Below are 20,538 nucleotides of genomic sequence, written 5' to 3'. Positions count from 1 at the left end.
ATCCGTGTCGGATAGGGCCAGTGGCAACGCCTTGATCACGAGTCGAGGCTTGCCACTTGATGGCCAAGCAACATCGGTCGCTCCCCGGTCATCTCGCACAGCAGCGCTGTGACGGCGCTCCCCTCAACCGTGCCGTGCTCTTGCAGAAAGCCCGCCACGGCGCTGACAGCCGGCCAGTAGCGATGCACCAGACAGCTGCAGCGGGCAATGGCCTGGGATTCGGCATCAAGTAGCTTGCGCGGCGGCAGCAGGCTGATCAATTCGAGCCCCCGGTCCAGGTCTCCCCGGCCGCTGCCCCTGATCAACCGGTCGGACCTGCGGTGCCGGTAGACCGCCTCGGCCACGGGCCCCGCGAAGCAATGGAGCAGGTCGCGTTCAATGGCATCGACCATCGAGGGCAGGTATTCAGCGATTCCCGGAGCGTTGAAGGCCGGGCGCGGGACAAGGTAATCCGCTTCCACCATCCCTTCTGCGTACAGGGGGTTACCACACAGGTCGAACAGAGGCCCCGTGCAGGCTTGGGCCTTGGTACGCACGGTGATGCGTTTTATCGGTTGGCCGTTCCACCAGAAGGCCAGGGCATGACCCGCTTCATGGAAGGCCGTGCTGCGCGGGCATTTATTCATTATTGGGTCCGTCACGGCAGGCGCCACTCATATCATCTGCCTCACCTCTGGGGCCCGATAAAAGATTGTCCCTATCGACCGTTAATACTGCGCCTATTAGCTATCTGGCAGAGGGGGGCTAGCCTTAATTCAGGCTGGTGTAATCCGGCCCATTGAGACCTGAACCTGACAAGAGATACGAAACGTTCAGAAACGTACTGGGCTTGCCGTGGGCCACCGTACTGGCAACTAGACCGCTCTCACGTTGCGCGTGGTCATGACGATCAGTTGAGCGAACAGTGAGCCCTGCCCTACGTCCTTGATTTCACCTACCGCTAAAAAAGCCCGACCGGGCCGGATAGCTGGATGAACACGACCAAAGGTAGCTCCTCATGGCAAACGAATCGAAATGTCCGTTCAATCACGCCGCCGGCGGTGGCACGACCAACCGCGACTGGTGGCCGAACCAACTGAATCTGAAGATCCTGCACCAGCACTCGTCGCTGTCCGACCCCATGGGCGAGGACTTCAACTACACCCAAGCCTTCAAAAGCCTGGATTTTCAAGCACTGAAGGAAGATCTGCGGGCGCTGATGACCGACTCCCAGGACTGGTGGCCGGCGGACTTCGGCCACTATGGGCCGCTCTTTGTGCGCATGGCATGGCACAGTGCCGGCACCTACCGCACCGGTGACGGGCGCGGTGGGGCAGGTTCCGGCCAGCAGCGTTTTGCCCCGCTCAACAGCTGGCCGGACAACGTCAGCCTCGACAAGGCCCGTCGGCTGCTCTGGCCGATCAAGCAGAAGTATGGCCGCAACATCTCCTGGGCCGACCTGATCGTCCTCACCGGCAACGTCGCGCTGGAGTCCATGGGCTTCAAGACGTTCGGTTTTTCCGGTGGTCGTGCGGACGTCTGGGAACCGGATGAAGACGTCTATTGGGGTTCCGAAAACAAATGGCTGGGCGGCGATGTCCGCTACGGCAAACCGGATAAAGCCGCCATGCAGGATCCCGGTGAAGGACAACTGGTGGCCGAACCGGGCAACGAAGAAAGCCGTACCGACCAGGGACGCAACCTGGAGAACCCGCTGGCAGCGGTGCAGATGGGGCTGATCTACGTTAACCCGGAAGGCCCCGAGGGCCAGCCGGACCCGGTCGCTGCCGGGCTGGATATCCGCGAAACCTTCGCCCGCATGGCCATGAACGATGAAGAAACCGTGGCGCTGATTGCCGGTGGCCACGCCTTCGGCAAGACCCACGGCGCCGGGCCCGCGGACAATGTCGGTGCCGAACCCGAAGCCGCAGGCCTGGAACAGCAAGGCCTGGGGTGGAAGAACAGTTTCGGCACCGGCAAAGGCGCCGACACCATCACCAGCGGCCTGGAGGTGACCTGGACCACCACGCCCACCCGCTGGAGCAATAATTACCTGGAAAACCTGTTTGGCTTTGAGTGGGAATTGACCAAAAGTCCGGCCGGTGCGCACCAATGGACACCAAAAAATGGCGCAGGCGCCGGCATCATCCCCGATGCCCACGACCCGTCCAAACGGCGTAACCCAACGATGCTGACCACCGACCTGGCGCTGCGCTTCGACCCGATCTACGAGAAGATCTCGCGGCGTTTCCTGGAGAACCCAGATCAGTTGGCCGACGCCTTCGCCCGCGCCTGGTTCAAGCTGATCCACCGCGACATGGGCCCGCTCTCGCGCTATTTGGGCCCGGAACTGCCCAATGAAGAACTGCTGTGGCAAGACCCTATCCCGGCGGTTGACCATGCCCTGGTCAACGACGGCGACGTCAGCGCCCTCAAGGGCAAGCTGCTGGCCTCTGGCCTGTCGGTTTCACAGCTGGTGTCCACTGCCTGGGCCGCGGCATCCACCTTCCGCGGTTCCGACAAACGCGGCGGCGCCAACGGTGGACGCCTGCGCCTGGCCCCGCAGAAAGATTGGCCCGCCAACCAGCCGGAACAACTGGCTCAGGTGCTGGCGACCTTGGAAAAGGTCCGGAACGAGTTCAACGCCGCCCAGTCCGGCGGCAAGAAGATCTCGTTGGCGGATCTGATCGTGCTCGGCGGCAGCGCTGGCATTGAACAGGCGGCGAAAAATGCCGGGCTCAGCGTGACGGTACCGTTCTCGCCGGGGCGCATGGACGCGAGCCAGGAGCAGACGGATGTCGAGTCGTTCGGTTTTCTGGAGCCCATCGCCGATGGCTTTCGCAACTACCTCAAGGGCAGGTACCGCGTATCCGCCGAGGCGCTGCTGATCGACAAGGCACAGCTGCTGACCCTTAGCGCACCGCAGATGACAGCATTGATCGGCGGTCTGCGAGTACTTGATACCAATGTCGGCCACACCGCGCACGGCGTCTTTACGCAACGGCCAGGGGCGTTGACCAACGACTTCTTCGTCAATCTGCTCGACATGGGCGTGGAATGGAAACCGCTCTCCGATACCCAGGAAACCTTCGAAGCCCGTGACCGCAAGACCGGCCAAGTCAAATGGACCGGCACTCGCGTCGACCTGGTCTTCGGCTCCAACGCGCAGCTACGGGCCTTGGCCGAAGTCTATGCCAGCTCGGATGCCCAGGAGCAGTTCGTCAAAGACTTCATCGCCGCGTGGGTCAAGGTGATGAACCTGGATCGGTTTGAGCTTCGGTGAACAGAGTCCGAGGGCATGAGGCCTGGCAAGGAGGCGGCCTCATGAACTTTTCTTCACCCCACACCCCCGTGTGATTGGGTAAAGTCCCCTCGCTCATTCAAGAAACTAAGGTTTTAGCCCGCCCTCCCGCGGGCTTTTTTTTGCCTGCCATTCAAGCCGGCGATTGCGCGTTACCCAACTCGGGTACGGCTGGCCCGATAGTGACCGGACGTCGCGTCAACACCGGCTGCGCCAGGACCACCCGTCCATAAAACATCAGCGCCATCAGCCAACAGCTCAACCAGACGAAAATCCCCGCCCAGAACGTGTGCGACATGTAGTGCCAACCCTGCAAGACCCGCGTCGTGCCGTAGACGAACCCCAGGGCCAGCGCCCCATACATCACCGCTTTGGAATGACGCCAACGGTAACGGCGGGCCACGAAATACAACGCCAGCATCGTGAAGCCGCCAGACGCGTGGCCGCCTGGCCAGCAGCGCCCATCACCGGCGACTTTCAACAGATTGAAGTTCTGGAACCATTCCTTGTGCTCGATCTTGCCAGCGTACTGGGTGGTTTCCACCGGGCAATACACGCTGGTGTGACCTTTGAGGTAATGAATGACCCCGGTGCTGAGGGAAAATGCAAAGACCACATAGAGAAAATCGCGCCGATGCTTGTGGGCAAAACGCAACGGCGTGGCCAAACGGGTCTTCTCCAGCAAGCGAAGTAATCCCGGGCGCTTTTCTGGCTTGAAGATCGGCCAGACAAACGACAACAGCGCCCCGATAATCGCCGCCTCGCCGGTCCAGTTCGGGATGATCCTGGCCCACTTATGGGTGATTTTCTCGAACAGCCGCACGTGCTCCAACGGAAAGACCTGGTGCAGCGGGTCGTAGAATAAATCGCTGAAGGCGATATCGATGCGAGTCATGTCGAACAGCAAGAACACCACTGCCGCGCAGACCAGGGGAATTCCAAGATTGAGCCCGTAGAAACGGGCGCGAGCAGACGTCAGCATGGGCGGTCCTAAACGTGGGGAAAATCACTTAAACGCCATCGATCGCCAGTCAGATGCTTCGATAAAACCGAGCAACTGCGGCGCATGTGGCTGGGCGGTGGAGACGAACAGCGATGCGCCGTAGCCAAACGTCGAGGTTGGCCGCTGGAGCGCGGTTTCCAACGCCTGCATGCATTCGCTGTGGGTAACCAGAATCAGGTTGCGCCCGGCGACTTTATGGGCCAGGGCATTACGTAGAAGGTCGTGGCGGCAATTGATCAGCCAGTCGTCACCCGCACTCACCTTGTTGAACATGTAGCCCGCTGTCTGGGCCGCACGGACCAGCGGGCTGTTGTAGAGGTCGGCGTTGTCCAGGCCCAGTTGCTCGAACCGCGAGCCCAGGTCCACCGCAACGGCACGGGCTCGGTCAGTGATGCCTTCGCGATCATTCAGGCACGCGGCCTTGGCGTGGTCGCAGCGTTCGACATGGCGCACCAGCACGATCATCTCGCCCTTGGCCCAACCATCGGCCAACGCCCGGGCGCCGGCGACGTTGCCGTGGGCCAGATCCGGTATCGCTGCCGGGCTCAGCAGCCAGAGGGTCAACGGGATCACCAACAGTGCCGCCGCCAAGGCCACCACAGTGTTTCGGTGACGGGCAAACCGGCGCGTATCGATCGAACGCGTCAGGCCGAAAAGGCTCAGTCTCAGTTCCACATCAAGCCGCCCCGACGGCATCCACCCAGTCATTCGATGGCGCGACAGTAGAGAGACCGACGTTGGCAGGCAGTGAAACGAATGTGAAAAAAAGCTTGGCATGCACCTCAATACCCAGCAATCCCGATAGCCGGAAAAAAATTTACAGATCCAGGTTTGGTGGCCGATATAGCCCTGTTACAGGTTTTTGCTGGCTCTTAACAACAACAATCTTCCAGCCAATCGATGATCAAGCAGCACAACGTTCCTGGAGGAATTTGATGAATAGCTGGTTTGGCAACATTAGCGTCAACATGAAATTAGGCCTTGGCTTTGGCCTGGTGCTGGTACTGACCTGCCTGCTGGCCCTGACCAGCTGGACCAGCCTTGGCGGTCTGATCGACCGTAGCAACTGGATGAGCGACATCACCCAGCTCAACGCCAGCCTGACCAAGCTGCGGGTTACGCGCCTGCAATACATGCTGACCAATGGCGACGAGACTGCCGCACAAAATGTGCAGACCACCCTCGACGGTTTCGTGGCGCAACAGAACGCGCTGCTCAGCAGTTTCAAGAGCCCGGAAAACGTCAAACTGCTCAAGGAGCAGAGCGCAGTCATCAGCGCCTATCAGGTTTCCCTGAACAAAATGCGCGGTGCCTATCGCACCGGCAACACCGCCCGTGACGCCATGGGCGCGAACGCCGAGATCGCCTACAAGCTGATCGAGACCATCGATACCGACGTGCGGCAGATGGCTCTGAGCGATGAACGCTTCGCCCAGTTCCAGGCCATCACCCAAGCCAAGCAGGCGTTCATGCTGGCCCGCTATGAAGTGCGCGGCTACACCGCCAACAGCAACGCCGATACCGAACGCAAGGCCGTTACCCAACTGGACGCCGCCATTGCTTCGCTCAAACCGTTGAATGAGCATTTCTCCAGCACCCGCCAAGATGAACTGCGCCAGCTGGAAAACGCCCTGGGCCAATACCGCAGCGCCTTGCAGGCCTTCAAGCTGGCCACCGCCGATGTGGTCCAGGCGCGCAAGGAAATGACTGACCAGGGCGCGAGCATCGTTTCCCTGAGCGAGCAGCTGTACCAGATCCAACTCGACCGCCGCGACGCCGAAAGCGCCCAGGCGCGCACCCTGCAACTGACCAGCACCTTGCTGGCGTTACTGATGGGCATCATTGCGGCCGTGATCATCACGCGCCAGATTACCCGTCCGCTGCGCGAAACCCTGGCCGTGGTTGAACGCATCGCCAGTGGCGACCTGTCGCACACGGTCATCGTCACCCGTCGCGATGAACTGGGCGTGCTGCAACAAGGCATCGCCCGTATGGGCGTGACCCTGCGCGACCTGATCAGCGGCATCCGCGATGGTGTGACCCAGATCGCCAGCGCCGCCGAAGAACTGTCCGCCGTGACCGAGCAGACCAGTGCCGGGGTCAACAGCCAGAAAGTCGAGACCGACCAGGTTGCGACCGCCATGCACGAAATGACCGCCACGGTCCAGGAAGTGGCGCGCAATGCCGAAGAAGCCTCCCAAGCAGCCGCCGCCGCAGACGGCGAAGCCCGTGCCGGCGACCAGGTGGTCAGCGAAGCCATCGCCCAGATCGAACGCCTGGCCAGCGAAGTGGTGCGTTCCACCGACGCCATGACCGTGCTGCAACAGGAAAGCGACAAGATCGGCAGCGTCATGGACGTGATCAAGGCCGTGGCCGAACAGACCAACCTGCTGGCCCTCAACGCCGCCATCGAAGCGGCACGCGCCGGTGAAGCGGGCCGTGGTTTCGCCGTGGTGGCGGACGAAGTTCGTGGCCTGGCCCAGCGCACGCAGAAGTCCACCGAGGAAATCGAAGGCCTGGTGGCCGGCCTGCAAAATGGCACCCAACAAGTGGCCGCTGTGATGAACAACAGCCGCAACCTGACCGACAGCAGCGTGGCCCTGACCCGCAAGGCCGGCGTGTCACTGGGGAACATCACCCGCACGGTGTCGAACATCCAGTCGATGAACCAGCAGATCGCCGCAGCCGCCGAACAGCAAAGCGCCGTGGCCGAGGAAATCAGCCGCAGCATCATCAACGTGCGCGACGTCTCCGAACAGACCGCCGCCGCCAGCGAAGAAACCGCTGCGTCCAGTGTTGAACTGGCGCGGTTGGGCAATCAGTTGCAGATGATGGTGAGTCACTTCAGGGTTTGAGCCTGACAAGCGCTCGTTTCCGGCGGGGGAATGGGCGCTTGCCGTGAAGCCATGACTCAAGCGTTCCAGGGATTGATAACTTCAACACCTGGAAACTCGAAATCCTTGGTATTGCGAGTTGCAATCAGAGCGCCGTGAGTACGGCAAATAGCTGCAATTTGCGCATCGGCCATGCCTGCCGAGCGAATCCAGCCCACGCATCGCCCTTTCGTACAAATCCTCCGCCCTCGTCCTACCGCCTTTTATTGCGCGCTCCTGTACGGTTTCCTGAACCCGAATATTTCGTTCGAACAGGAGATGGACAACACATGGACGTAAGCGACGACTCTCTGTTGCACAGGCTCATCGAAGCCCCCACCGGCAAGGACTACACCAACACCGACTTCAGAACCGCCCTGCAGCGGATGGGGCTGAACTCGGTTTTCGACGTCATGCGCATGGGCAAGACACAGTTCGCCCTTGAGCTTGGCAAGCACACGGACGTGGATGCCGGGCAGGTTTATGACAACGCGGCGTGCTATGCCGGCCAGATCAGTCGCCTGTATCAAGAGCAGCTAATATCCTCCAGCGACACCAGCCAGCGCGTGCGCCGCAGTCTGGGCTCGAACACGATATCGGAGTCCACCCGCTATCAGGCGCTGTTCAACGAGAATTGGGATCAGTTCTGCAAGGAAGGTGATATCGCAGCATTCGACTCGCCCGTGGCCTATCTGCGGGCGCTGTATCTGTTTGCCGGGCAGTTGGAAAAGGCCTCCCCGTCCACCGACAAAATCACCTTGGAACAACGGCGCCCGGATCTCAAGAATCTGGGGCTCAATCGGCAGAGCACCTTCGTTGCCCAACCGATGCTAGGCATCGTCAATGAAACCTTGCGCACCCAGATCGAGGCGCACCTGGCAGCCACCGGCAAGACCGTTCACGAAGTACTGGCCAGCGAACACTACCCCTTCTCCCTGCCCTACGACCTGCATCATCACCAGTGCCTGCTTGGGCTGGGCGCAAACAAACCCACGCTCGGCGCGTTGAATTATCGGGTGAGCCTGAAGTTGCCGTTTGCCCCAGGCGACACCGTTTACGGGGTCGTTTCACAATCCCGTATCGAGGCACAAAAGCTGCTGTCCGGGCTCAGTCCAGAGCAGCAGAAACTCCTGATCGAGCCGCCCGGTCCGGATGCCAACATCGGCGTCCTGAGGAAAAGCTATGGCATTGAAAATATCAATCTGCTGGATGATCCCGAGTTCTTCAAGACACGCACCGGGCTGACGACCGACCAGCTGGAGCAACTGCTGGCGCAAGGCACCTACCGCTCTCGTCCTTCAACCAACGGCCCATCCTCCAATCATTCCAATTATGGGGCCGCCTACATCAACTGGCCGGCCTCGACACCAGCCCTGGCGTTTCTCAATTCAGCGAAGACCTTTACCAACGTATCCCATGAACGTCTGGCCCGCTTGCAGCGAATGATCCGACTGCACCGCTGGACCGGTATCCCCGTTGCCGAACTGGATACGCTGATCGTCAATGCCCTGCGTGCCGAAGGCAGCACAACGATGGCGCTCAACACCAATACCTTGCGCACGCTGGGGGTCTATCGGTACCTGAATCAGCGCCATGGCATCGCGCCTGAAGAATTTGCTTCGCTACTGCATGACATGCCGACCCATGCTTGTGGTGAGCGGGTTCCGTTGTTCGACCAAGTGTTCAATCGCACCCAACTGCTTGAACACCCTCAGGTAGAAGACCTTGCCACGACGGACCTGAAAACCTTCAGCTATCTCAGTGCCGGCCTTGGACTTCCCATCACGCAGGACTCGCTGCTATTGCTTGCGAAGCAGACCGAGAAACACCTTTCATCGTTGAAACATGATTTATCCACTGTCTCGTCACTCTATCGCCAGGCCCGCATCGCGCGGATGTTCGGGCTCACGCCCCTGGAATGCACAGAACTGGCCCATTTATTGGGCGGGGAACATTTCTGCAAAACCTTGGTGACCGGGTCACTGCGCACGTATAAATCCCCGAGCCCCGACATGCTCGATGTGCTGATGGCATTGGATTGGGCCGTCGACTGGCTCAGGCAAAACAACCGTGATGTGCTGCAATGGTGTCGCCTGTTCGATACCACGAAAAATAACTTGCCGCTGAATCAGAACCTGGAAAAGCGACTGGCGATGCTGCTGGCCGATACCCACGCTCTCGATGACCAACGCCTGGTGGAAACCCTGCTGCATGACATGGCTGACGTGTCTGCGGAATATGTACCCTGCCTGCTGCAAATGGCCGGCACCAGCGCCATGGCGATTGTCGAGGCCATCAAGGCGTCACCGGGGAAAATGCCCCTTCCTCTGGCGACAGTGCTTCGTACAGCCCAGGCCTGCCATGGGTTGCACCTGGGCAGCAGCACGCTCCAGCAGTTGATGAATAATCTAAAGTGGCTGACCTCCCACAACCCCGGAACGCTGAGGCCGTACACGCTGTATCTGCTCGAACGCTTCAGTCATTGGGCTCGGCACCAGGCGCAGTCGGAAGAAAACCTGCTGCATTACCTACAGCTTGCCAATCAGCGCACGGCACAAGACTCGGAGGAGGATGCCAATAGCCTGCTGGCCAAGCTGTTGAACTGGAGCACCGACGAAGTGAGTTGCCTGACCGCGCAGCTGCCGCACAAGCGCGCCCGATCCATGGAAACCGTCGATTGGGTCATGCGTTGCCAGGCGTGCTGCGAGAGCACAGGACTATCAGCAAGCCTCTTGCTCAAGGCAACCGCACTGAACGCCGACAGCGCGAGCTCGGACTGGAAGACCGTCGGTGAAGCACTGATCGCGGCCTGCCACTGACACCCGCCCCCTCTTCGACATTCAAGGATTGAATATGACCGTTGCCATAAAAAAGCAGCTTGATGAAAGCCTGCGCGATGCACAGTTGGCGTTCTACCTGAACAAGGTCGTGCCCAATAACGCCACGACAAGGAACCTGAAGCTCAAGACGGCCCAGGACCTCTACGAATACTGGTTGCTCGACGTGCTGGTCAGCCAGGATGTGCCCACCACGCCCGTGGCGTGCGCCATCGCCAGCCTGCAGCAATACATCCATCGCATCCTGTTGAACCTGGAACCCGGTTACGACTCGACCGACCTGACCGCCGAACACCTGCGCACGTGGCGCAACGAGATGCATCAGTACCCCACCTGGGCCGCCCATCAAAAACTGCTCTACTTTCCCGCCGCCTATCTGGCCCCATCGCTCAGGACCAACAAGAGCGACAACTTCCGGCAACTGGAAAACGACCTCAACCAGCACCGGATCCAACCCGATGCGGTTCAGTCGGCAGTCATGGCCTACCTGAGCCGACTCGAAGAAGTCGCCAACCTGAATATTCTCAATGGCTACGTCGACGGCGAGGACTTCGCCAACAGCACCTATTACTTCATTGCCAAATCAAGGTCCGAAAACACCTACTTCTGGCGTTCTCTGGACATGGCTCAACGCCCCCTCGACGGCACGCCGCCGCAACCGCCCGCCACCGCGCCCAAACTCGACCAGCCGGATCCATACGCCTGGTCGGACTGGGAAAAAGCCGACGTGCCCATCCCCGACAGCGCGGCCGAACACTCGATACGTCCGGTCTGGTTCAATAATCGCTTGTTCGTCATATGGGCCGAATGCATCCATCAGGATCCGGCCACCCGCATTGCCCAAACGGACGCCAGCGTTACCCAGCCAGGCCCGAGCCATCCACTGTTGCGCTTGAGCTTGTGTTACAGAAAACAGGATGGCAGTTGGAGCACCCCGCGTGTTTGCCTGCAAGGTTATTGCCAGGACAAAGTGCTGCGCGACAAGGACATACAAGCCATCAAGCCGTTGTTGAGTACCGTTGCAACACATCAGCGCAAAGGTTCGTACCACTTACTCTTTCTCGCGTTGTGCGTCAGAAGCTCCCAAACCGACTCGACCAGCCACTTCGTTTTCATTGAAACGACTTGCATCGATAAAAACCTCAACCACGACCCCGACCGTTCAGACACAGCAAAAGCACCAGGGTCCAAAAAATACCTTCAGTACCCAAGCGTCGAGCAAGCGCTCCTGGACAGCTGTGCCCATCGCATTCAAGCAAAGGTGCCCCTCCAAACGACGGAGGAGACTCCGGCCACTGATGTTTACGCCGGTGCGCAAGGCAATCTCCCTGCCACCGATGTTTACTACAGCACGCAAACCGAGGCCGCAGCCACTGACGCTCACCGGAACATCAAAGAAGCGAGCGTTGAAACAGCAACGGAAACGGGTATCCGCTTGGACCAGGATCCACCTGCCAAGCGCCTCACACCCGACATCACCTATGTGACATCAAGCCTGGGCACCAGCCAATTGCTGGATTTTTCCAACTCCGCGATCAATGACAGCGACGCCAAAGACCAACCACGCCAGCCGATCAGGTTGAACACCGTGTTCGCCGCAGAACTGATCCGGCGAACCGAAAACAGCCTGGATGAACTGTTCGATTGTTGCCATTGCTGTTGGAGTCCATCAGCTATCAGTACGAAGGCCTGAGCGACGACCCGCAATGCCAGCACACCTTCAATCTGCAGCACGACCTGTTTGGCGCGCTGACTCACAGCGTCAACGTTCATTACGCCCGCCGCAAAACCGCCAGCGACACCCCGCCGTTCAGCGATGCCGACCAACAGCAATGGTGGCGCGACGCCCATGATCCGGCGCAACAGGTCTACTACCTGAACGAAACCCGCGCCGAATTCATCCATCTGCAAGCCCCTCAGGGTTGGCGCCTGGGCTTGCCCTATCGCCAGCGGACCAATGCGCAGGAACGCCCCAAGGCCCCTGAAGCCGGCGGGTTGGCCATGCAAGATATGACGTATGAGACACTCATCGAACTCACCCGGGAAAGCACCTGGGCAACCCAAAGCGTGCTTACGGGTCTGTCCGTGCAACGCTACAAGGACGCCACAACCGCAGAAACCCTGCCGGACGGCATCGCTCACTTCGAAGCCCTGGCCGACCATCTGGAGAGCGCCGAGCTGGACGAAACCGCCCTCAAAGCCTTTCATCTGTTGCCGCAGGACGCCCGCCCCAAGGGCAGACTGCTGGAAAGACTCGGCTACCATCGCATGGACAGCTTCCTGCCGGCGGCCCCATCGCTGAAAAAACTCTGGTCCGTCAAAAGTGGCTTCGCGACCTACGCCCCCTTGCAGGGTTTCTACAAAATCCAGACCCTGCAAGCGAGTGAAAGCCATGGCGTGACCGAGTGCAGCTACGACAACTGCCATTGTTTTATCACCGCGTTCAAGCGACCCGATGGTTGTGTCACCCGGGCGATCCACGATTACCGCTCACTGCTGCCACGGCGCATTAGCGATCCCAACGGCAACGTACAGGAAGGCCTCGTCGATGCTTTCGGCCAAGTCCTGGCCACGACGTTTTACGGTAACGAGAACAACGCGCCGGTCGGTTTCAAACCCATCGAGCAGTTCAAGCGGTCGTTATTCGACAGTCCGACGCAAGCGATCAATCAGAGCAAGGAAGCCCTGCAGCACGCCGCCAGCGCCTTCTATTACGCGCCCTTCAGCTGGATGGGTTGCGTATCGGACGCCGCATTGGCCGACACCGACTGGCTGGCACGGTGCGTGGCCAACCGTGACCTGCTGCCCAGCGGGCATATCCGCGCGTCGGCTCGAACCCGGTTGTCGGCTCTGCAAGTACCGCCTGCCGACGATGTAAAACTGAAGAACCAGATCGAGGCTTCAACCCGTGAGCCGGTGCACCTCGCCGTACTGGTCGCCGACCGTTATCCCGACGACGAGCAGCAACAAATCCGCATCGCCATGACCTGCTTCGATGGTTTCGGTCGAACACTGCAAAGCAAGCAGCAGGTCGAACCGGGCATGGCCTACGTCGTCAACGCGCAGGGAGCACTGACACTCAAGGACGGCAAGCCACTGGAGCAGACCGCCGCTAAACGCTGGCGTGTCAGCGAACGGGTGGAATACAACAACAAGGGTTTGCCGATCCGCCGCTACCGCCCTTACTTCGCCGATCAGCCTCACCGCATCAACGACGAGTCCCTGCGCCAGTTCGGTCATTGCGACCGGCAGTTCTACGATGCGCTGGGCCGCCCCACCCGCACGCGCCTTGCCGCACAGGAGGGTCGCAGCCCTATGCGGCGGTGTACCCGCCATGCCTGGTACACCCTGGACGAGGACGAGAACGACACACTGGAAGAAGTCATGTCCGAACAAACCACGGCCACCGGAGGTGAAGCATGAACCCACGCCTTCATCGCAAGACGCCGACGATCAGCGTTGTCGACAGCCGAGGCCGGCCCGTGCGACAGGTCGCTTATTGCCAGCGTAGCGCAGACGAAACTGCCCAAGCGCGCATTACTCGCCAACGCCACGACACGAGCGGCAGGCAAGTTGCGCAGTGGGATCCTCGGCAGTCCGGCAACACATCTGAGGCCAATCTGACCACGGTCTACAGCTTTTCCGGCAAACCACTGCTGGTGAACAGTGTCGACGCCGGCTGGCGCCTGACCCTGCCTGGCGCTGCGGGACAGATCCGGCGCAGCTGGGATCAGCGCGGCACCCAATGGCGGACCACCTACGATGATCAACTGAGGCCGACCGTCATCCACGAGCAAGTGCCTGGTCAAGATCCGCGTCGAGTCGAATGCCTGCGCTACGGCGACAGTTCGCCAGAGTCGGCAGCGCGAAACCTGTGTGGTGTACTGATCCGTCACGATGACAGCGCAGGTAGCCTGCTCATCAATGGGTATGCGCTCTGCGGCAAACCGCTAGAGCAAACCCGGCACTTCCTCGTCGATGTCACCCAGCCGGACTGGCCCGTCGATGAGAAAGCTCGCGATGCCTTGCTGGAACAGGGGCTGGGCTACACGACGCGCTGGCGCTACGACGCCCTCGCAGAGCCTATCGTGCAACTCGACGCCGCCCAGCACCAGCAACGTTATTCATTTGATGTCGCAGGCCAGCTCAAGTCCGTGAGCCTGAAATTAAAAGACGCGGCGACCGAGAAAGTCATCGTGAAGGACCTGGTCTACAACGCCTTTGGCCAGGTCGAATCCCAGGTGGCCGGCAATGGCGTGGTCAGTCGCGCCGTGTTCGATCCAGCCAATGGTCGACTGACCTCGCTCAACGCAACAGTGTCTGCCAGCACCTTGCAAGACCTGCACTACACCTACGACGCAGTGGGGAACGTGACGCAAATCGAGGACCGCGCCCAACCGGTGCAGTTCGGCAGTAACCAGCGGGTCGAAGCCATCAGCACACTCACCTACGACAGCCTCTATCAGTTGATCAGCGCGACGGGCCGCGAAGCGGCGGGACTGACCAGCAACCCCGATATTCCCGCCTTCAGCCGAACACCGTTCGACGCTCGGCAACTGTTCAAGTTTACCGAGCACTACGAGTACGACGCGGGGGGTAACCTGATCGAACTGCGCCACGTTCGTGACCGGAACCACTACACCCGGACACTGAACATTGCCGCGACCAGCAATCGCCTCCTGTCCTGGAACAAAGGCCACTCAATGCCCGACGTGCCCACGAACTTCGATGTCCACGGCAATCAGCAAATGCTGTCTCCAGGCCAGGCGCTGCAATGGAACACCCGCAACCAACTTGCCAGCGTGATCTTGGTTCACCGCGAAGATGGCCGCGATGACATTGAGTGCTATGGCTATGACAGCGCGGGTCAACGGGTACGCAAGATACAAACGACCTATGCGTCGGCAGTGACTCACACCCGGGAAGTCCGCTATCTGCCAGGCCTCGAAATCCGCACCCGGCATAACGAGCGCCTGGAAGTCATTACCCTGCAAGCCGGTCGCTGCAACGTCCGCTACCTGAACTGGACTGAAGGCCGACCCTCCGGCATCGCCGCCAACCCGCTGCGCTACAGCCTCGAAGATCATCTGGGTTCCAGTTCAATGGAACTCGACGACCAGGCGTGGCTGATCAGCCAGGAAAGTTATTTACCTTATGGCGGAACCGCCTGGGCGGCCTCCCGTTCAGCCGAGGAGGCCGACTACCGGACCATTCGCTACTCCGGCAAGGAACGCGACGCCAGCGGCCTGTATTACTACGGGCACCGCTACTACGCGCCGTGGTTGCAGCGCTGGATCAGCCCTGATCCGGCGGGGGCGGTCGACGGCTTGAACTTGTATCGCATGGTGGGGAACAACCCGTTGCGCTACACCGATCCAAACGGCCACGACAAAGAAGAATTCAATGACCTCAAGGCCGAAATAGCCGCCTACCCGGGTATTCTGGCCGAGGTGAACAACCGGGTCGGCACGCTGAACTATCAGCTCTACAACAGCATGCGCACAAAGGACATCACCAAAAGGGTTTTTCAAACCTACGCCTACAACGCACTCAATAACCTGATCTCGCTCGGGGCCGGCGTGCTGGCAGCGCCTGGCGGATGGATCGCCTCATTGACCGCCATGGGCGGCAGCTCTCAAGCGATTCACGCAGTCGCCAGCAAAATAGAGGCAACACGGCACCTGACCGAGTCGATCTATCCACAGGTCAGCCGACTGGACCCCGAGGAGATAGAGCATGACGGCAGGACCGCCTCCTATGACCTGATCAGGAAGTCCCATAAGGCCATGAAGGATCTGAACCCACGCACCACCAAAGGACAAAAAAAATTATCGTTGTTGGTGACCAGTTTTATCCTGACAAAGGGCCTTCGGGTCCCGGGCGCGTGGATTCCGAACTTCGAAGCGTCTACCCAGGCGACCAAAAACTCGAACGGTGTCCCGGGACAGAAAATCGAACGGTTGAACGACGCGTTACTTAAGCTCGATGACAATCTGGAGCATGACTCCAACGCCATAAACACGGCATTCGATACCCTTGGTGTGGAGCAATTCTATGCCCCCGGTGCAAAAGGATCCCTGGATCGAACCCTGGACCGGATGACCAACAAGGCCGGGGGCCGCACACTACGCCGCTCGGAAATACAACGCGAGATCCACGCCACCCGGGCGACGATACAACGTGGACGGGAACTGCTGTTCCGACTTAACAAATACAACCAATCGTTAGGCCGATACTCCATCCCCTAGGCTTCATGAGCGCTCCAATCAAGAGATGATCAATCCATCACTCAAGCGTTCCACGGATTGATCATCTCGCCCCCGAACAGCCGCCGCTACACACAGATCCCATTGGTAAACACCAACCGGTTGCCAAACGGATCGACCACCGTCATGTCCTGGCTACCCCAGGGCATGGCTTGGATTTGCGGGCGGGCGAAGGGGTATTGTTTGGCGAGCAGTTGCGCCTGGAAGGCTTCCAGTTCATCGGTTTCGATCCGCAGCGCCGAGCCCGGCGTGCAATCGCCATGGTGTTCGGACAAGTGCAGCACGCAGTCACCACGGGAGACTTGCAGGTACAGCGGGAAGTCGTCGCCGAAACGATGTTGCCAGTCGACGGTAAACCCCAGGAAGTCGACATAGAATGTCAACGCCTTGGCTTCATCGAAGATCCGCAGGATCGGAGTGGTTTTACCGAAGCTCATGGGTTGCTCCCTGGCTGAAAAGACCCAGTGTAGATAGGTTGACCCTAGTGCTTCGGCCTAGGACCCGGCTTCTTTAGTATCGAAGCGCCATTATTGTGGCGCCAATTAAAATATTTTCAGCCACCTGGCCCTTCCTCAAACGCTATCCGATGAGCTGAATCCCTGGCGCAGATCACCTTCGCGCGCCAGAAACCGTCCTTCCCTGCGCCCGTTTGCACGGCCATCGCTATAGCTCAGGATGCCATTGACCCACACCCCATCGATGCCTTCGGCGGCCCGTTGCGGGTCGTTGAAATCGGCGACATCGCGAATGGTCTGTGGATTGAACAACACCAGGTCCGCCCAGTGCCCTTCACGAATTTCGCCACGCTCCTTCAGGCCGAAGCGTGCCGCCGACAGGCCGGTCATTTTGTGCACGGCGGTGTGCAACGGAAAAAGCCCGACGTCGCGACTGAAATGTCCCAGCACTCGTGGGAAAGCGCCCCACAAGCGTGGATGGGGAAACGGGTCCTCGGGCAAACCGTCGGAACCGACCATGGATAACGGATGGGCAAGGATCCGTCGTACGTCGCTTTCATCCATGCCGTAGTACACCGCGCCGGCCGGTTGCAGGCGCCGCGCCGCGTCCAGCAGCGATATGTCCCATTCGCTGGCAATGTCGGCGAGGTCGCGCCCCCCCATGTGCGGATGGGGCGTCGACCAGGTGATGGTGATGCGATGGGCATCGGTCACTTGCTTGAGATCCAGCGTCGAGGAACTGGCCGCGTAGGGATAACAATCGCACCCGACAGGATGGTTTTTTGCAGCGTTTTCCAACGCCGCGAGCACCTGCGGACTCCGCCCCCAGTTACCGGCGCCTGCACATTTGAGGTGGGAAATGATCACCGGGCTTTGGGCGTGACGGCCGATCTGGAACGCTTCGTCCATGGCCTCGAGCACCGGTTCGAATTCGCTGCGCAGATGGGTGGTATAGACCGCACCGAATACCCCCAACTCTTCGGTCAGTTGCATGACTTCCTCGGTGGAGGCCGAAAACGCGTTGGCGTAGGCCAGGCCGGTGGACAAGCCAAGCGCACCGGCCTCCAGGCTTTCGCGCAATTGCCGGCGCATGGCGGTGATTTCTCCGACGCTGGCCGTGCGCAACAAATCGTCCATGTGGTTGCTGCGCAGGGCCGTATGGCCCACCAGCGCCGCCACGTTTACCGCCGGCGTGGCCGCCTCCACCGCCCCGCGATAATCGGCGAAGCGTGGGTAAACGAACGCCTGGGCGCTGCCAAGCAGGTTCATCGGGTCCGGTGGATCGCCGCGCAGGCTGACCGGTGAAGCGCTGATGCCGCAATTGCCGACAATGACCGTGGTCACGCCCTGGCTGAGCTTGGGCAACATCTGTGGTTGGCGAATGACCACCGTATCGTCGTGGGTATGAACGTCGATGAACCCCGGCGCCAGCACCCGTCCGGCGGCGTCGATGTCCTCAACGGCCCGGGCATCGCGCAGGTCGCCGATGCGCTCGATGCGACCGGCACGAATCGCTACGTCGGCGCGGTAGCCGGGCGTGTCGCGACCATTGATGACCAGTGCGTTGCGGATAAGCGTGTCGTACAACATGTCAGTCTCCCAGCGGCAGGTCATCGTCGCCGCCACGGTAATCGTCCAAGGCGAGTTTGACCCGCCGCAGGCGCTCTTGATTGTCTTCGGGATGGGTCAGCGCAAGCTCGGTGGCGAGCACATCGATGGCCAGCAGCATGCCGTAGCGTGCCGCCGTGGGTTTGTAGATGAACGAGGTTTCCGCGCCTTGCAGGGGCAACACCACGTCGGCCAATCGGGCCAGCGGCGAGTCGGCGCGGGTGATCGCCAGGATGGCCGCTCCGTAACTGCGGGCCAGCTCAACCGCGCCTAGCAGTTCCGGGGTGATGCCGGTGAGTGAGCAAGCGATGACCAGGTGCTCGTCGCTCAGGGATGTGGCGGTAATGCGCATCATCACCGGGTCGCGGCAAGCGGCAATCGGGTAGCCGAAACGCACCAGCCGCACCTGCAACTCCTCGCCACACAGCGCCGACCAACCACCGAGGCCGAACGCATGAATCATCCGCGCCTTGCCGAGCAGGCGCACGGCATCGGCGAACCGCGACTCTTCGAATGCCGACAGATGCTGACGCAGGGTCGCTTCGATATCGCCGACGATCTGCCCATAGAACGCCGACTGCTCGGGCGCGCCGGCCGGGTCGAGAAAGCGGCTGCCGACGCCGCTGGCCTGAGCCAATTGCAGGCGCAGGTCGCGCAGGTCGCGGCAACCGACAGTACGGGCGAAGCGCGACAGCGTGGCGCTGCTGACGTCGGCCCGTTGGGCCAGTTCATCGAGGCTGGCGGAGGCGGCAAAGCCTACGTCGTCGAGCATCAGCCGGGCGATTCTTCCTTCGCCGGCGCTGAAGGAATCCTGGCGGGAGCGGATCTGGTAGAGGATGTCCATGGCGGCTCCGGTGTGGTTGCGTTCAGAGCAAACGCGCAAGCCCGAGGGTCAGGCCGAACGCGACCACCGAGATCAGCGTTTCCAGTACCGTCCAGGTCTTGAAGGTTTGAGCAACGGTCATATTGAAGTATTCCTTGATCAGCCAGAAGCCGCCGTCGTTGACGTGGGAAAAGATAACCGACCCGGCCCCTGTGGCCAGCACCAGCAGTTCGGGATGGGGATAACCCAAGCCGATCGCCACGGGCGCGACAATGCCCGAGGCCGTGGTCATCGCCACCGTGGCCGAGCCCGTGGCAACGCGCATCAAGGCAGCGAACAACCAGCCCATGACCAGCGGCGACAACTGGAATTCCTGGGCCAGCCCAACAATCTGTTGGGTGACCCCAGCATCCACCAGGATCCGGTTCAAACCGCCGCCCGCTCCCACCAGCAAAGTGATGCTGGCCGTCGGGGCCAGGCATTCGTTGGTGAACTTGAGGATCGATTCACGGTTGAAGCCCTGGGCCAGGCCGAGGGTCCAGAAGCTCAGGATGGTCGCCAGCAGCAAGGCGATCACCGAGTTACCGATGAACAGCAAGAACTGGTTGAAACCGCTGCCCGGTGTGGAGATCAGGTTGGCCCAGCCACCGATCAGCATCAGGATCACCGGCAACAGGATAGTCCCCAGGGTCACGCCGAAACCCGGCAGGTTGGCGCGCGGCTCGCGGTCGAGAAACTGCCGCTCCAGCGGATTGTCGGCCGGCAATTGGATTCGCGGCACGATGAATTTGGCATACAGGGGCCCGGCGATGATCGCGGTGGGGATGCCAATCAGAATCGCGTAGAGCAAGGTCTGCCCCACCGAAGCCTGGAACGCCTGTACTGCCAGCATCGCCGCTGGATGCGGAGGAACAAGCGCATGGACCACCGAAAGCCCGGCGACCATCGGCAGCCCGACCATGAGGATCGACACGCCAACGCGGCGGGCGATGGTGAATGCGATGGGTACCAGCAGCACAAAACCGACTTCGAAGAACAACGGCAGCCCGACCAGGAACGCGATGCACACCATCGCCCAATGGGCGTTGCGCTCGCCGAAACGCTCGATCAGCGTCTGCGCCATTCGCTCCGCCCCGCCGGACTCGGCCATCATCTTGCCGAGCATCGTACCCAGGGCCACCACCAGCGCGATGTGCCCCAGGGTCTTGCCGACACCCGCCTCGTATGCGCCCACCACACCCGACGGCGGCATCCCGGCCAGCAACGCCAGGCCGATGGACACCAGGGTAATCACGATGAATGGGTTGAGCCGATAACGGGCGATCAGAACGATCAGTGCAATGATCGCGATGGCCGCGTAGACCAACAGCCAATAACCGAAAGCAGGTGCCAT

At 60.5% G+C, this 20,538-nt stretch carries 13 protein-coding genes and 1 pseudogene; 6 read left to right on the top strand and 8 right to left on the bottom strand.

The window, feature by feature from the left end:
* Positions 1-35: 35 nt before the first annotated feature.
* Positions 36-626, bottom strand: coding sequence for a hypothetical protein (locus SGN16_RS03660; RefSeq protein WP_210642742.1), 591 nt, complete (start codon positions 624-626; stop codon positions 36-38).
* Between the two features lie 371 nt (positions 627-997).
* Between SGN16_RS03660 and katG the strand changes: the two genes are divergently transcribed.
* Positions 998-3,262: a catalase/peroxidase HPI gene (gene katG / locus SGN16_RS03655; protein ID WP_335945373.1), complete on the top strand. Its 2,265-nt coding sequence runs from the start codon at positions 998-1,000 to the stop codon at positions 3,260-3,262.
* A 151-nt stretch (positions 3,263-3,413) separates the two neighbouring features.
* Here katG and SGN16_RS03650 read toward each other — a convergent pair whose 3' ends face one another.
* Positions 3,414-4,262 carry a phosphatase PAP2 family protein gene (locus tag SGN16_RS03650; protein WP_210642740.1) on the bottom strand — a complete coding sequence of 283 codons (849 nt, stop codon included), beginning with the start codon at positions 4,260-4,262 and terminating at the stop codon, positions 3,414-3,416.
* A gap of 24 nt (positions 4,263-4,286) precedes the next feature.
* Positions 4,287-4,979 (bottom strand): histidine phosphatase family protein, encoded by a 693-nt coding sequence (locus tag SGN16_RS03645; protein WP_335945400.1) that lies wholly within the window; start codon positions 4,977-4,979, stop codon positions 4,287-4,289.
* A gap of 239 nt (positions 4,980-5,218) precedes the next feature.
* Here SGN16_RS03645 and SGN16_RS03640 point away from each other — a divergent pair, with 239 nt between their 5' ends.
* A complete protein-coding gene (locus tag SGN16_RS03640) occupies positions 5,219-7,138 on the top strand; it encodes a methyl-accepting chemotaxis protein (RefSeq protein WP_210642739.1) in 1,920 nt (639 codons plus the stop codon).
* A gap of 56 nt (positions 7,139-7,194) precedes the next feature.
* Here the strand turns inward: SGN16_RS03640 and SGN16_RS03635 are convergent.
* Positions 7,195-7,311: pseudogene (locus SGN16_RS03635) on the bottom strand (VapC toxin family PIN domain ribonuclease); the annotation flags it as partial.
* 135 nt (positions 7,312-7,446) lie between these two features.
* On the opposite strand from SGN16_RS03635, the gene SGN16_RS03630 reads away from it, so the two are divergent.
* Genes SGN16_RS03630 through SGN16_RS03615 form a run of 4 tightly spaced genes read left to right on the top strand, consistent with a single transcriptional unit; the run spans position 7,447 to position 16,241 of the window.
* Positions 7,447-9,975, top strand: coding sequence for a Tc toxin subunit A (locus SGN16_RS03630; RefSeq protein WP_335945372.1), 2,529 nt, complete (start codon positions 7,447-7,449; stop codon positions 9,973-9,975).
* A 34-nt stretch (positions 9,976-10,009) separates the two neighbouring features.
* A complete protein-coding gene (locus SGN16_RS03625) occupies positions 10,010-11,686 on the top strand; it encodes a neuraminidase-like domain-containing protein (RefSeq protein WP_335945371.1) in 1,677 nt (558 codons plus the stop codon).
* Positions 11,638-13,416, top strand: coding sequence for a toxin TcdB middle/C-terminal domain-containing protein (locus SGN16_RS03620; RefSeq protein WP_335945370.1), 1,779 nt, complete (start codon positions 11,638-11,640; stop codon positions 13,414-13,416). Before SGN16_RS03625 ends, SGN16_RS03620 begins: the two co-directional genes overlap by 49 nt.
* Complete coding sequence (locus SGN16_RS03615) at positions 13,413-16,241, top strand: RHS repeat-associated core domain-containing protein (protein ID WP_335945369.1); 2,829 nt, start codon at positions 13,413-13,415, stop codon at positions 16,239-16,241. The genes SGN16_RS03620 and SGN16_RS03615 overlap by 4 nt, the downstream gene beginning before the upstream one ends.
* Positions 16,242-16,327: 86 nt before the next feature.
* On the opposite strand, the gene SGN16_RS03610 is transcribed toward SGN16_RS03615, so the two are convergent.
* From SGN16_RS03610 to SGN16_RS03595, 4 genes are all read right to left on the bottom strand, one after another.
* Entirely contained in the window at positions 16,328-16,696 is a 369-nt protein-coding gene (locus SGN16_RS03610; protein ID WP_335945368.1) for a glyoxalase superfamily protein, read from the bottom strand.
* Positions 16,697-16,831: 135 nt separating this feature from the next.
* Positions 16,832-18,304, bottom strand: coding sequence for a D-aminoacylase (locus SGN16_RS03605; RefSeq protein ID WP_335945367.1), 1,473 nt, complete (start codon positions 18,302-18,304; stop codon positions 16,832-16,834).
* 1 nt (position 18,305) lies between these two features.
* A complete protein-coding gene (locus SGN16_RS03600; protein ID WP_210642732.1) occupies positions 18,306-19,166 on the bottom strand; it encodes a MurR/RpiR family transcriptional regulator in 861 nt (286 codons plus the stop codon).
* A gap of 22 nt (positions 19,167-19,188) precedes the next feature.
* Positions 19,189-20,538 carry a gluconate:H+ symporter gene (locus tag SGN16_RS03595; RefSeq protein ID WP_210642731.1) on the bottom strand — a complete coding sequence of 450 codons (1,350 nt, stop codon included), beginning with the start codon at positions 20,536-20,538 and terminating at the stop codon, positions 19,189-19,191.

It is taken from the genome of Pseudomonas sp. G166 (assembly GCF_037027455.2).
GTDB lineage: Bacteria > Pseudomonadota > Gammaproteobacteria > Pseudomonadales > Pseudomonadaceae > Aquipseudomonas.
Note: the sequence above shows the minus strand (reverse complement) of the source record. Positions and strands in the feature narration are given on the sequence as shown.

Excerpts from the sequence above, each read along its gene's own strand:
- SGN16_RS03595 (WP_210642731.1), bottom strand. The coding sequence starts at position 20,538 with ATGGCACCTGCTTTCGGTTATTGGCTGTTGGTCTACGCGGCCATCGCG.
- SGN16_RS03645 (WP_335945400.1), bottom strand. The coding sequence starts at position 4,979 with ATGCCGTCGGGGCGGCTTGATGTGGAACTGAGACTGAGCCTTTTCGGC.
- katG (WP_335945373.1), top strand. The coding sequence starts at position 998 with ATGGCAAACGAATCGAAATGTCCGTTCAATCACGCCGCCGGCGGTGGC.
- SGN16_RS03630 (WP_335945372.1), top strand. The coding sequence starts at position 7,447 with ATGGACGTAAGCGACGACTCTCTGTTGCACAGGCTCATCGAAGCCCCC.
- SGN16_RS03615 (WP_335945369.1), top strand. The coding sequence starts at position 13,413 with ATGAACCCACGCCTTCATCGCAAGACGCCGACGATCAGCGTTGTCGAC.
- SGN16_RS03625 (WP_335945371.1), top strand. The coding sequence starts at position 10,010 with ATGACCGTTGCCATAAAAAAGCAGCTTGATGAAAGCCTGCGCGATGCA.
- SGN16_RS03605 (WP_335945367.1), bottom strand. The coding sequence starts at position 18,304 with ATGTTGTACGACACGCTTATCCGCAACGCACTGGTCATCAATGGTCGC.
- SGN16_RS03650 (WP_210642740.1), bottom strand. The coding sequence starts at position 4,262 with ATGCTGACGTCTGCTCGCGCCCGTTTCTACGGGCTCAATCTTGGAATT.
- SGN16_RS03610 (WP_335945368.1), bottom strand. The coding sequence starts at position 16,696 with ATGAGCTTCGGTAAAACCACTCCGATCCTGCGGATCTTCGATGAAGCC.
- SGN16_RS03600 (WP_210642732.1), bottom strand. The coding sequence starts at position 19,166 with ATGGACATCCTCTACCAGATCCGCTCCCGCCAGGATTCCTTCAGCGCC.
- SGN16_RS03640 (WP_210642739.1), top strand. The coding sequence starts at position 5,219 with ATGAATAGCTGGTTTGGCAACATTAGCGTCAACATGAAATTAGGCCTT.
- SGN16_RS03660 (WP_210642742.1), bottom strand. The coding sequence starts at position 626 with ATGAATAAATGCCCGCGCAGCACGGCCTTCCATGAAGCGGGTCATGCC.